The 14380-nt window shown below is 37.4% G+C and carries 9 protein-coding genes; all 9 read right to left on the reverse strand.

Translation table 11 applies throughout. The features are described from left to right. Positions 1–14 precede the first annotated feature (14 nt). Positions 15–1790: an AAA family ATPase gene (locus ACT3IB_RS09945; RefSeq protein ID WP_491538855.1), complete on the reverse strand. Its 1776-nt coding sequence runs from the start codon at positions 1788–1790 to the stop codon at positions 15–17. After that, positions 1787–5542 carry an Eco57I restriction-modification methylase domain-containing protein gene (locus ACT3IB_RS09950; RefSeq protein ID WP_491538856.1) on the reverse strand — a complete coding sequence of 1252 codons (3756 nt, stop codon included), beginning with the start codon at positions 5540–5542 and terminating at the stop codon, positions 1787–1789. Before ACT3IB_RS09950 ends, ACT3IB_RS09945 begins: the two co-directional genes overlap by 4 nt. A gap of 2 nt (positions 5543–5544) precedes the next feature. Next, positions 5545–6342 (reverse strand): nucleotidyl transferase AbiEii/AbiGii toxin family protein, encoded by a 798-nt coding sequence (locus ACT3IB_RS09955; protein WP_491538857.1) that lies wholly within the window; start codon positions 6340–6342, stop codon positions 5545–5547. Beyond that, a complete protein-coding gene (locus ACT3IB_RS09960; RefSeq protein ID WP_491538858.1) occupies positions 6339–7190 on the reverse strand; it encodes a type IV toxin-antitoxin system AbiEi family antitoxin domain-containing protein in 852 nt (283 codons plus the stop codon). Before ACT3IB_RS09960 ends, ACT3IB_RS09955 begins: the two co-directional genes overlap by 4 nt. A gap of 66 nt (positions 7191–7256) precedes the next feature. Then, the gene (locus tag ACT3IB_RS09965) at positions 7257–10682 is read right to left on the reverse strand and encodes a helicase-related protein (RefSeq protein WP_491538859.1); all 3426 of its coding nucleotides are present in this window, start codon (positions 10680–10682) and stop codon (positions 7257–7259) included. A 109-nt stretch (positions 10683–10791) separates the two neighbouring features. Beyond that, positions 10792–11076: a hypothetical protein gene (locus ACT3IB_RS09970; RefSeq protein ID WP_491538860.1), complete on the reverse strand. Its 285-nt coding sequence runs from the start codon at positions 11074–11076 to the stop codon at positions 10792–10794. A gap of 402 nt (positions 11077–11478) precedes the next feature. Next, on the reverse strand, positions 11479–12465 hold the full coding sequence (locus ACT3IB_RS09975; protein WP_491538861.1) for a DUF6371 domain-containing protein: 987 nt from the start codon (positions 12463–12465) through the stop codon (positions 11479–11481). A 117-nt stretch (positions 12466–12582) separates the two neighbouring features. Beyond that, a complete protein-coding gene (locus ACT3IB_RS09980) occupies positions 12583–14019 on the reverse strand; it encodes a DNA primase family protein (protein ID WP_491538862.1) in 1437 nt (478 codons plus the stop codon). Positions 14020–14131: 112 nt separating this feature from the next. After that, on the reverse strand, positions 14132–14335 hold the full coding sequence (locus tag ACT3IB_RS09985; RefSeq protein WP_491538863.1) for a helix-turn-helix transcriptional regulator: 204 nt from the start codon (positions 14333–14335) through the stop codon (positions 14132–14134). Positions 14336–14380 lie beyond the last annotated feature (45 nt).

Raw genomic sequence — 14380 nt, forward strand, 5'->3', positions numbered from 1 at the left:
AAGCCATATCCAAATTAGCTGCTTTCTTCTACTACAGACAAAAACTCATCTAATTCATCTTTATTTAAAATAACCTTGAGCTGTTTTACTCCATCAATAGCTTTTCTTAGTTCTTTCTCATAAAGAGGAACAAAATTTTTATGAGAAGCAGGATTCATTATCCTTTTAACGGTATTTTTAACTTCTTCAATGATTTTAGTCTTGTCTTTCTTAATCTGATATTGTTTTATCAAAAAATCGTATAGTTCATTTTCTAACCCTTTCAAACGATATTTAATCTGTTCATCCAGATCTGGATCATTCCAATAATCCTCTTTGATCTTTTTAATAGTACTAAGAGGTAGATCTTTATTCACAAAAACTTTTTTGAATTGACGCTTTTGCTCACTAGAAACGATTTTTTGTGCTCGATTTAATTTATCCATTAACGGCACAAATTCTCCTGAGTCAGATGCTGCATTTAGACTTCTTAAGTATTTATCTAAGAGATTTTCTGTTTCTTTTCTGAGTTCATGTCCACATAGCTCTAATTCACCTTTTGCCAAGTAATCTTGTGCCTTTTGAATATGATTACGGGATTCAGTTATTTTAGGAGGAATATGATTCTTATCATTACTGAAGAATGAATAATATTTCCATTCGAGTGGTGATGTTCTTCTTTTTATAAGCTCATAAAACCCCTTATCATGGGTCAAAATTATTTTTTGGAACTCATCAAAGAACTCTAACTCTTGCTTATTCTTTTCATTGAGCACCATCTCAATAACATCCATTCGATTAGACATATCCAAACTGATAAGCATATCATCTAACACAAGAATTTTGAAGTCTGTGGTCTGTACTCTTGTACGTAAGGCACCAATCCGTACTGCAATTGCTATACGGGTTAACATTGATTCATGAAGAAATGATTGAGGGCGGTAAATAGCTTGCCATTCAGCAGACTCTTCATCCTTAATTTCTATATGTAATCTTATTTTTAAAACTTCTTGTCTCTTTGATCTGCTTTTTTCTTCCCAAATTTCTTCACGGACCTTTTTAAATGTAAATTGTTTATCAAATGAAAGATGAATCTTAGCTTGCTCTTCACCATTAAAAAACTGATTGTTTAAAAACCGATTAGCATTTTGCTCAATTTCTAAGAGTAAACTTTCTATTTCAGAATTAATATTGTCCAACTTTCTTTCGAAACTCTCCCTATTACGGGTGCCTTTGGCAATTACGGCTCCATTTGTTTGTCTTGGTACATCATTTGTCCTTTTTTTTAAGTAATCAATCCAGATCTCTCCTTCATCTGTTGTTAAAAAAGGGAAAATATCCCGTTCAAAAACAGGCCATAAATTTATCTCTTGACGATGGGTTGCATTATAAAAGTTGTGGAGCAGCTTATGATTAATGAAATCACTGGCCAGGTTTAGTTCCTGTATAGTTGTATCTTCATCTAGATTTGTATCAATGGTATCTTGAGAAATACGGTATGTATCTTCATTATCACTCTCACTACTGGTAACTATTTCGATATAAGCATCTTCTGAAGAATCCATGAAAATATTCCTGAGACTTTGATGCGTATCCTGATCTGTCTCATCAAAGACCTTGAAGTATTTTTCAACCTCTTCATTCTCCTTCACACTACTTTGTACAAAGGTATATAATGCCCAAAAAAGTGAAGACTTTCCCGAACCGTTGTTCCCATAGATAAGTATATTTTTACCATCAATAACTAATTCTTCCTCTTCTTGGAAAGCTTTAAAGTTTTTTAGCCTAATTCTTTCAATAAAACGACTCATATTGAAGCTTGGAGAATGGGCTTTAGAATTTTAGGGCTTCTTGCCGGAAATAGCTTAATCTTATTTCTAACTTCATTATCAGGATGAGTCCATTTATTGTATAAGGAATCAATTACTTCTTTTTTAGAGTTACCATCTAAATTTTCAAAATCTAATTTTTTCACCTCTTGCTTTAAGTCAGTATCTACGGCATGAATAATATTGAGTTCTAGGCCATCAAAATGATTCGGCAAAAATAAGTTTAAAGCATAAGAATCAACTATTTTCTCAAAAGTAGAATAAAGTGAAACCGCGTTCTTCTGTAAATACTTCATCATTTGGGATAAACAAATACATTGCGCAATGTGATTATTGATTTCTATAGGAATAGGCAACTGAATTATTTCATATCCCATTACATGATTATTGGTAGACGTTTTTCGATAAACCCAATCGAGTACTTTTGAATTTAAAACCACCAATAAATACTGACAATCCTTTTCATTCTGATTAATTAGGACCTTGTTAACGGTATGACCAAAAAGCTTTCTGCCCTTTTCTGATTTTGAAAAATGAAGACGATATTTATCGGTTGTACCAGTTACTTCTTGACATACCAAATATTCATGATTTAAATTAGATTTTATTTCTTCCTTAAAATTATTCTCTGGAATATATTCATCAACTTGGCTATCAATAAAATATCTATGAACATTCCTCCCTCTAATTAATGGTACATTATCCTGATTTTTAGTGAAGTATTTTTTTGAAGAAGTTAAATTTAAATCACCTTGATTTATATTTTCTATAATATCTTCAAAGTGAATTGAATTTTCTTTGATCTTCGAAATTATCTTTGAATCTCCAGGTCGATACAAGGGGATATAAAATGTCTCAGGATATAAAGACAGTAATTCTCTTTGGTTTATAGATTCAAATTCTAATTCATTAAGTGTTGTAATATCATTACTTATAGATAAATCAAAAAAGGTATCAGCACTACTTTCATTTTTTTGACTGATCAAGATACATGTTCCCTGTAACACATTTTCAAATACTTGACCTTCAATAGTTGGAGCTCTCTTAGGAAATTCTAAAACTTTTGATATTTGAGTATTTTCAATTAGCAGTTTCCTTGTATAAGTTGAAGACTTGTCGCATAACAAACTACTTTGAACAATTAAACAAACTATCCCATTGGTTTTGCTTAAGTTGTAAGATGCTTCAACGAATACTTTATATAAATTTTGTTTGCCCGAATCTTTACCTTCGGAAAATGGATATCTCTTAGCAGAAAGGGTGTTTTTTAATATTTGTTTATAAGGAGGATTCCCAATAACAATATCAAACCCCTTCAATGCTCCAAACATCCATTCTGGGTCAAAGAAACTTGAAGAGGTTACTTGATCATATGGGTCCCAGTTGGCTAGTTTTCCTGCTGTTTTATCCTCCCATCCATCATTTTTTAATAGGTTAGCAATCTCTTCTCTAATCTGTTTATCCCTTACTCTCCATTTTTGTTTAGTTTTTGGAGTTTTTGCTGAAAAATGATTGTGGCGGACACGTTCTAATTTCTTTTCTAAACGTTCGATTTTTGTATTCTTTAAGCTTAGTTGATCAGGCTTATCAATTCCAACCAAGGTATTTGCTGCTACAAATCGTGTTTCCAAATTTGGTAGAGGGCGAACTCCTAAATTTGTCTTATTTTTTTCCACATTCTGATCAACTACTAGAGAAATAAAAAACCGTAATTTGGCAATTTGTACGGCAATAGGTTGTATATCAACACCATAAATGCAGTTCTCTACTAAGAATAGCTTTCGACCGAAATCCAACTCATTGTTCTCAAAAGCTTCCTCAATATTACTAATAGATTCTTCTCGAACTTGAGGATCATCGATTGCTTCGGCTTTCGCTATTTGTCGTTCTTTCCACTCTTCATTATCTGGATCAATCTTATTTAAGATATGTACCATCTTCTGTAGAATGCCCATAGGAAAGGCTCCTGAACCACAGGCAGGATCCAATATCTTACTATTATCGAGTGCACTTATTATTGCCTTTATATCTTTCTCTTCCTTGAATGGCTGATCATCTTCATAAGAAAGCAATGCTCTTAGATTTTCCTCCAGATCGTCTTCCTTCCCTTTCCAGGGGTTTGAGCCAACCTTTTGTTCCATCTTCAATTGACCTTTTCGGGTACTATTACCAAACATATCACTCTGATCATCATCCAAGCCATAATACCCACCTTCGCTTTTTGTCAATTCATTCTTCAAATACTCTATCATGCTCTCGTCAACCATGTAATTGACGATTTCACGAGGTGTATAAAAAGAACCGGTCTGTTTTCGAGCAGTCTTCTTCGTTTCCGGGTTATAGCTGGCTAAAAGATTTTCAAATACTTTTCCCAATAGCTCTGGATCTAAGGCCACATCCTCTTCTAATGGGGTATTTTCCGAAATAGTAAATACATACTTGTTAAGAATGGGGAAGAGTCCTTGTACAGCTGCTTCTTTGTATTTTTTTGTCTTTTTACCGTAATCCTCACTTAAATCTACTTCTCTGTTATCGCCAAAAAACAAAAAGTTAGGCACTTCAAGTTCATTGTCTTCTCTATCGGAAAAACCATCAACTCTTTTAACATTACCGTCATCATCTCGCTTATCTAAGCATTCAAAAAGTCCACCATTTAAAAATGGTATATTCTTGAATAAATTGAGTCCTTTTTCTGTGTCTTTAAAGAATCGCCGATATCGATAAAGGGTAGTTACATTATAATTTTGCCCATCATTACGAAACTCTCGCTTGTGCATTTCTTGGTTAAATGTAGCAAAGAAAAGATTCTGTAAAATTGCCTTGTAATAATTTGAATCTTCTTCATCCCCGATCTCTACAACATCCGTAATTTGGCTTTTATTAAATAATGTCCGGGGAACCAAGTCTTTCTCTTTAATAAACCACGTAAATATCAACCTTGTGATTAATCGTATTACATTTTGTGCCCGATGCGACTTAAGTCTTTCTCGAAACTCTTTATCCTTTTCGTCTTTTTCTTGCTTTGGTTCACCAGGAAATGTGACATTGCGTACCGCCCAGAAATACCAATTCGATAGCTCTTGATAAAACGATTTATTAAGAACAGAAACATCTAATACCTCTTCCCGCCAATACTTATTAAGCTCCTTATAACTCTTAACTGCATTCCTTCCACTGGTCGGTATTGACAACTCGTTTAATATACGCAGATGCCCGGTATGGGGATTCTGTAGATGAATATCCCTTAATAGCGATACCTTTCCCGCCTTTTCTCCCTCTCTCCACTTTTGCTTGTATTTAAGTCGTTCGCAGTTGGCAAAAGCAATATGATCGCCATATTTGAAAACGACAACAACCGGGGTATAGTTATATGACCGATTGAGTATTCGGGTGATATCAGCCATGGCCGTTCGGGTGGGATTATCCTCCTTCAATTCAATCCCAAAAAGCAGAATACCATCATAGTCGGCAGCTTGCTCCTCTTTTAGTTTTTCAGGATCAGTATCTCGACTCTTATTCTTGAACGCTTTTTCATCTACCATACCATATAGATGCACATCGCCTACCTTTCTTCGTAGATCCTCATTTAGCGTTACTTTTTCTGGATTCAGGAAATCATCCAGCGGTCCAGGCTGAGGAATGCCGGGATGCGTCGGAATTTCAAGTGAATAAAAAAAGTGGTCCAATGCCTTTGAAAATGATTGTTCAGCAAATTGCTGTAGTACTTCTCTCATGGTTAAATATGTTGTATCAATAAATTATAAATATGCTCGTATGCTTCTTCCTGATCGTATTCAATTTCGGGTCGCAACAGTGCTTCAATATCACCCGTAAATTCCCGGTCCCGCATTTTCTCTATCATATTGAGCTCAAACTCTCTGGCGGTGGGTGGTTTGTTATCATTTTCTTCTATGTATGCCCGAAAGCAACGAATAATAGATTCGTTATCCACATCAATATGTGTAAGTGCATGATGTAGATCAAAAAGATCGCGTCCTTTTTTGCGTTGGTAGAGGGCGCGAAGTTTGGTGCCCAACAGCTCTTCCGGCTGGTAGGTTATGATATCAGCAGTTCCGTTATACCAACGATTGTCGACGGCAAATGTCTTTTTATTTAAATCCAGGACGTTTATGTGCTCTCTGGTATTGATCTCAATTTTAACACGCATCTGAGGTGGTGGTGGATGTTCCGTTTCGAATGAGTAGTATACCGTCCAGTTGTGATCGGCGGACTGCACCTCCCGATCCTCTTTCCCACCGAGAAATAACAATTGGTCTCGAATCGCTACAAGTATAGGTTTAATAGGCCCTTCCTTGAGCTGTACCAGATCAATATCCTCAGAATAACGAGCCTGTGGATGCAAAAATAATTTATGAAGAGCTGTTCCACCACGAAAAGCCAAGTGCTCTTTCAAAAGATCATGAGAAAAGAGCTGTACCAGTGCTCGTGAGATAACCAAGTCTTGTTCTACTTGTGCATCTTGTTGCCAGGGAGCTGTAGAACGCCAAGCATCTATATAAGCTTTTGGTATCATAATTCCGCTTCTATCTCAATATTCGGTATTATCTTCCAACGGTTAGGAGCCCGTTGATCTTCACTCTTATCCATAGTGCTTAGTTTTGCGGGATAATAGTTTCTATTATCTAGTTCCTCATATATGGCATCTGCCAGCTCAGCTTTCCTAAGTACCTTATCCAATATATAGCCTAACCGTTGAAGAGTTGTCGTTTGGTTAAAGCTCTCTGCTGTCTGTAAAAGCTTCGATGAAGTTATGCTATCGCATAGTTCCAATAGTACAGTAGCGGCTCTGTTATACCCACCAATTCGATCTACATAGAATAGCAGGTCAAAAGCTGTTAAAGAAGGAGAAGAAATATTTATAAAACCAGCATCCGTTTTTTCTTCTTCAATGTCCCTTTGATTCCAATCTTTTTTCAAGCAAAATACAATAGATTGTCGAGGATTATCAATCGGGCGTATGTAAGGCGGGTCATGAACTATAAATTGACGCTGTGGTTGCTGATGAGCAGCACCATGGTACATGGCAGCTGTCAAAAGACCTACATAATAATCACGCTCTAAGAACTTCATCAAATCATCTACAAAATATCCAAGTGGCAGTGTTTGCCGAGTTGCATATTCAGGTGGAATAATCAGATAGAAATTTTGTCGAAGACGAGAAATTCGTTCTTTTTTGAGAAGACGTTGGATTACTTTCTGGTAAGCCTCATCATTTAAATCAAACTCTGATCGTACTTCGTCTCCGGTAAAGGTATAGCGTCCTTGAGAGCGTAACCTATCCAAATAATCGCCAAGGTACTCGTATGTATTAATATTGCTCATTTTAGCTTTCACCTGCATAACTGGATGAATTCCGTCCACTTATGCAGTTAATAACTAAAATATTATTTAGAAACAAACATTTATTTGGCATAGTGGGCTTTAATATCACGAAACAACAAACCAGCCAACAAGATCTACATTATCTGCATCATATTTTTCCTGAAGGGACTTCCCGCTTTTCATAGTTTCTACCGCAGACTGATCTCCCTTTTGTAATTTCTGGACCAAATCAGAGGCACTTTGCCCAAGTCGCTTTTGCTTGGTACCATCTTCTAATTCTTCTTCTTTTACAATCTGATCTTTTAACCATTGCTGAATTGATGCCGAAAGGGTATCAATTGCTGATTGATCTCCGCTATCAATTTCAGTAGGAACAAAGCGTGGCTTGCCTTTATGAACTGTTAGTGCATCTAAAATTTCTTTCTGGTTCATATGCACATTATTCCCATCCTCATCAATATATACGAGGTCGAAATAATCATAACTAAAGCTTTTGACCTTGGGTGGCTTCGAGGGATATCCTAACAATGCTATCAAACCAGACTCTGGACAATGTTCTCCATCCTTTTTAAAACCGCTAAATACACCCCGTGGCATTGACTCATAAAACTCACGCTGATCTTTTAGCTCTTGAAATAAATCTTGGCGATACTTCTCAAGAGACAGATCATCAAAGCCAAGCCCCCGATCGCTGACTTCAATATCTTCCCACGTAGTTTGCATCTGTTCAAGCATACGTTCCTTCTGCTTTTGCTCCAACTTCTCATCAGCAGCCATCTCCTTAAACGATTCTGAGAACTCCATATGAACTTCAGAGCCTGCTAATTTCATAGCAGCCATTCGTTGTTCTACTCGCCCCTGCAGGTTTAAGTACTCATTAATATTTTCAGTAGGCCAAAAATTAACGCCATGAATAGTCTCATTTGGAGATCCTAAGCGATCAATACGCCCCATTCGCTGGACTACGCGTACCGGATTCCAATGAATGTCATAATTGACCACCATGTCACAGTCTTGCAAATTCTGTCCTTCACTGAGAACGTCTGTTGTAATTAAAAGATCGATTGGGTCATTTAAAATATCATAGGTTTTAGGATCTTCTTTCTTAACCCAATCACACCACTCAGCATATTCTTCATAAGGACTTAGACCGGATCTACTTGGTTCAAAATCCCACTCTTTGCCATTATACAATTTGGTGTAAGGGGCAAAGTGTTGGAGCAACTTCTCAAACTGCTTCGACTCTACATCAGAATCCCATCGTTTTGCATAGTCACCAGAAACTACAGCTAATTTTTCAAATCCCCGAGCCTTAAGCTGCTCAAAAAGGTACATTGCGGTATCTTTATAAGCAGTAAATACCACTACTTTTTGATTATTGTTATTAGTACCACTGGCACGTTTTTGTTTAATAATCTCAATCAGTTTTTGAAGCTTTGTGTCAATGCTCTGATGATTATTGGGCTGCGATAACTCTTGAGAAAGTTTTTCCTCGAATCGCTTGAGGTTAACCTTCATCATTTCCATTTCTTCAATATCCTGCTTTAGATCTTTCTTATAAGAATCCAGCATATTGTTTTCATCAATCTCTGAAAGATGAATTGGACGTTTTTTCCCTATCGTCAGGTTATCGAGCAGGTCCGAAGCCTCTTCATCTTCTTCAAACAGGTCATACTGATCTTCATCTTCAAGCTCTTCATCTTGTTGGATCTTTTGATAGGTTTTAATCTTGTCTAAGGCGTTTTGATGATGATCCAGAATGTTATTTACTGTTGCCTGAAAAGACTTCCAAGACGACTCCAGGCGTTTTACCATTAGTACATACATCATTCGGACAAGGAAGAACTCCCGTTGTTTTTCATCTCGAAGGGTGTCTTCGACATCTTCCCATTCAAGATACATAGAAGGTTGATAACCGGATAATTTTTCGGGAAAGTGATCTACTAATTCGTCAAAGCTCTCGTAGTTGCCAATTTCTCTTGGTGTAATAAAGAAGTTATCTGGGCTTTCTTTATCCGGAAACACTAACTCTGGCTGTTTATCCTCGATCATCTCACGCGTTCGGGCCAAAGTCAGATTATCCGTAAGTGAAAAGAATCTACGATCGAGGTCTTCAATCAATTCTCCAATTTGCCCATCATTTGATTCACTCCATTGGTTAAAAGAGCGTTGAGCATTTCGAAATAACGCTTCTAAGTTTCGAATGCCTAATGTCTCTTTGAAACCATCGTTTTGTCCTTGTACAATCAGCTTGAACTGATTACGTATATCGAGTAGGGTGTTATTAATGGGCGTAGCTGAAAGCATGAGAACTTTGATGTCCTCATTTCTAGATAGAATTTTATTTATCAGGTATTTATAACGTTTACCCTTATCATTCCTCAGATTATGACTTTCGTCGATTACAAATAGTTTGGGCTTATCATTCGTAAAAGTTTTATCAGCTCTATCCTTATATTTCTGCATCCGTTCTGGTTCCAGGTCGGTATGGAAGCGCAAGAAATAATCGAATTGATCTTTTTCAAATCGTGACTCTTGGTTACGAAGATATTGCCTCCAATTGGCTTCCAACTTCTTAGGACAAAGTACAACTGTTTCGCGACCCTGGAGTTGAAAGAACTTTATAATAGCCAGTGCACTCCACGTTTTTCCAAGGCCCACCGCATCGGCTAAGATTGCTCCGTTATACTTTTGGAGCATCTTTATCAGACTTAATACGCCTTTCTTTTGAAACTCATACAGTGCTTCATAAATAACAGTATTTTCAAGCCGACCCATTTGGCGGGAAAAGTCCGGGTCATCCGCATCTGTTAAGAGCTGATCCTTAAATAACTCAAAGAGTATCTTATAGTAGATATCACTGGGCTGATACTGTTTAAATATCTTCTGGATTTCTTCTATAAGATATTCTTTAAAGTCTATTTTTCTCTCAATCTCATTCCCTTCATCATCTTCTTTAATGATTACTTTGTTTTCATGAGCCTGCGAACGATTCCAAAGACTCTCAAACCAGTCAACCATTTCGTTGTACTGCGCAGAACCAAATTCAGCAACGTTAAGCTCAACGTTATGTGTTTTCTTAAGGCCAATACCCGCCTCTGTTAGGTTTGAACTACCTGAGAGATAATAGTTTTTTTGAGGATCACCATTCTCTGAACGAAATATATAGGCTTTTGCATGGCAAAAGTTAGGTTCTAAAGTCTTAGCCGAAACGTTTTCTTGCCTTAGAAAATCAACGGCATCACGCGCCCACTGATGCAATTTCAGAGCAGAATCTACCGTAATATCTTCATTTAATAAATCGAGAGCATGCTCCTTGTTATGGTTTTGATGAACGATTTCACCTAACACAAACCGATATTCCTTAATGTGATCGTTTAGCTTTCTTGAAAACCAAGCAAGTGCTCCAACTGTAAAATAGCCTGTAACTACGTCAAATTTTCCCTTATTTACATACTGTGAGATCCATTCGTGGACTTTTCGTGTCTTATTTTCTTCTTTCCGTCTTTCTGGCTCGTTGTCTAAAAGCATGAATAGCTAGTAAGTTCTACATAAAATTAGAATCAAAATATGGAGGAATATAATGGAAGGCGCAAAACATTAAACCCTCTACTTTATTAAATATATTTCTCATACTGATTCAAAAAAGAGATAACCATCCCAGCATTAACATCTGAGCCATTAAGCCCTTTTTGATCCCAAAGTTTAAAAAGTTGCCGTTCTTTTCGATTCGGCTTTGGTCCACCTCCACCACCGCCGGATCGTGAACAGGCTCCACTGAAAAACGTGCACTTACATCTCCTTCCCTAATAATCATTTTAACACAAACCGGTTGGCGGTTTCTCTTTTGTAACTGTTGGGCTATCCAGCGCTCTTTGATGTCTCCGTTCCGACGTTCTTCGTTTCCTATCTTAAGTGATACCATAATACTCTCCTTACTTTAATTGAGGATTTTGATGCATTATTAAAAGAAGGACCGACAACATGGTGTCAGGTTATATCTATATATCGGGTAGAAACACCAAGCACATATCAGTTCAAAAATTCAAATAGCATATCACTAATGACATTATCTATGTCATCGTCAAAATATCATGTCATTAGAATAGCCATTCATATCTATATTTCGGCACTATTCTTTGTTTACTGCCAATAATTAGAAATATAATTGACTGAAAAAGTTCTGAGCTTGGACCCTTTATCAAATTGCTAAAACACCCTTTATATATTGTTAAAGGGACTTTTAAGAGCATGGCCCCTAGCTTGTACCCCTGCTTGGCCCCCTTCCAAATATAAGCTCATAATTAGGGCGTAAACTCAAATAATATTAAATCATATCCCATGAAGCTGGATACCCCTTTTCATTTAATACAACGTCCAACTGGGAAACTAACTCTCGTCTTTTAAACTCATCCAAACCATATTGAATGAGGTAATCTCCCAAATCATAGCCTTCTTCTTTCTCATTTCTATCCGAATATTCTTCAAGCAACTTCGATACTCTCATATCGCAAAAGTATGATAAACTTTCGACTTTCTGTTGCCAATCACTGTAAGCCCCCAAGTCCGGAAATAGCGTAACACTCCGCCCCATTAAGCACTTACAACGCTCTGGTTTTAGGTTGGACTTGGAACCTGCAGCAAGCCACATAAATTCAGGGAAGTAAACACTGCTAATTATTGCTGTTTTCTCACTTTCAACAATGGCTACCGGGATCCTTTTGTCATCTGTTAGCAGGTGCTCTCCAAACAAACACTGCTGAAGATTGTAGCTTTTATATAACAGGCTATGCACCCAGTTAATATGTGGATAAGGGTCTTTGACTCGATGGCCACAGGTATCATATAGCATGACCTTACCGGTGCGGATCCGACCCTGGATATCAATTTGCCAAAAGACTGTTGCCCCATCCCAATGCTTGGAAGTTCCAATTTTGTAAGTATTGATTAAACTATTAACGGTATTGCTATCAAATAACGAGTGAAGATATTTTATAAAGGTATTCTGACCGTACTGCTTCAAACTTGCTGAATAATACTCGTCAGCAATGTAGTTAATTGGAAGGGGCATATCCTGTAAATTGCCCTCTACTTGCCAAAAGGCGACGTCGTCGTTTCCATAACTGTCTTTATACGGATTAAAGAAATAGCCGCAACTGCTTTCTCGATCACATCGTCCATATTTAGCTGGCAAATACTCTTTAGTCTGCTGATCCACGAATCTTACGAACCGTCTTTTGTCACATTGCGGACATTGATATTTCTTGCTGCTCTCATCCAGTATGTATCTGTAACTTTGGTTAGATAGGCTCATAAAAGTTTTTTCAGAAACTACATTTGCTACATTATCTACATGTGACCTTTCCTTAAAGTATTTAAACAGCTAAATGATGTAGCAGATGTAGATAGTGCAGGTTTAAAAGAAAAGTTTTTATTGTTGGGCTTTCTTTAGATACACCACATTCCCAGATGACTTGCGCTTTACTTGTATCCCGGAGTTTTTAAGCCGCTTACTAAACTTTCGTTTACTCACCGGATAATAGCCATCGTCCCCACAAAAGCCTTTGTACTTGCTATACAGCTCGGATAACCCAATATATATTTCAACGGACGTTTTATAGTTGCTTTCGTTCAAAAACATTTGCACGGAATCTGACTCAAGTCGGTACTGCTGATTTTGGAGTTCAACAGCATCACTGTAAGTAAACTCTCTCTGTCTCAAAAGTCGCTGCAGTCCTTCCAGTACCCAGTTGAATACACCCGACAACTCTGTTTGAATAATCTTGATTGCCAACTCTTTATCCTGTTTCGATTCTGGAATTGTTTTGTCAAAAGGAATGATCATGAAACGTCTAAAAAAGGCATTGGTATGCTCCACATCAGATGGCAACTCATTACAGTTGAAAATAAGTTTGGCATAATCCGTAAGAGTAAACGGTTCACCATACGGCAATCGGGCTTGAACGGGTTCTCCGGATACAAGCTGTTTAAAAAGGGCCGTCCCCATATTACCGTTGATCTCACTGGCATAATTAACCAGGCGGTTAGCCAGTTTGGCCCTGTAGTAGCCCGATTCATTTGTTAAAGACTGCAGCGTGTAGGTTGAAACATTCTCACTACCAAAAAGAGCATTTATTATCTCAAAGAATACACTCTTTCCATTTGCTCCAGTCCCATACAAGATCAGCGCTTTCTCCAGCTTTAACGTGGAGGATCTCACAAATACATATCCTATATACTCAGCGAGTAGTTGTTGCATAACCTGATCTGGTAAAACCTCATCCAAATACTGGGTAAATCTTGGCGCAGTTGCATCCTTATTGAACTCAAAGGGCAACTGGTAGGTTAAAAAATCAGTTCGTTTTGGGTTTCGAATTTTTACTGGATTTCTTTTGCCAGGATTAATTTCTACAGTCCCATTTTTAAGGTTGACAAGTACCAAGCCTTCAGGTTGTTTGGGCGTAGGAAGGTGAGCTATACTCATGAATTGCTTAAGTAATTTCTCTCTAAACTGATAATAATGAGCATCAAATTTACTAACCCCCATTTTATTGGCAGCATGTCCTAAAAACCCTTCAAATTGGCCTTCTTCAAGCTGGCTCCAATAGGCCCCGTTATATAAGTAGATGAAATCGTGCTTTTTGCATAGTCCCCAGTTGTTGTATTTGGCAACCTCCAAAATCTTCTCAATGGAGATTACGATATAATGTTTCTTGCTTAATTTGTCAGTCTCGGCCTCACGGTGGAAATTCACTTTCCCCACCATTTCCAGTAGTCGTTTCAGTATTTCTTTATGAGGGATAGGTGATGGGGGTTTTGCATGCTGGAGAACCCCATTTTTTAGTATTTCAGGCGTTAAACGGCTCATATCTAACTGGTTAGTTATAATTACTTTTGATTATGATTGAGAAAGGATTAAACACAAAAAATGGGCAGGTATGGCTAAAAACTCTTAGCTATACCCGCCCAATACTGCAACACTAATTGAGCACTTGCTGCCTTGGTTCTTCCGTACGCTCATCCATCCACTCTTCAATTTGTGAACGTCTCCAGCCAACAGCTCTTTTTCCTATCCGGACTTTCGGAGGTAGCTCTCCATTACTTATCATTCGATATAAGGTGGGAATAGAAATGCTTAGTAAATCAGCTAATTGATTTGGTCGTATAAGAGATAAGTTTTTCATAGGTCTAAAACGTTTGATTAGTATTTAATACGCTTCAAACCTACT

Source organism: Fodinibius sp. GM21 (genome assembly GCF_058386955.1).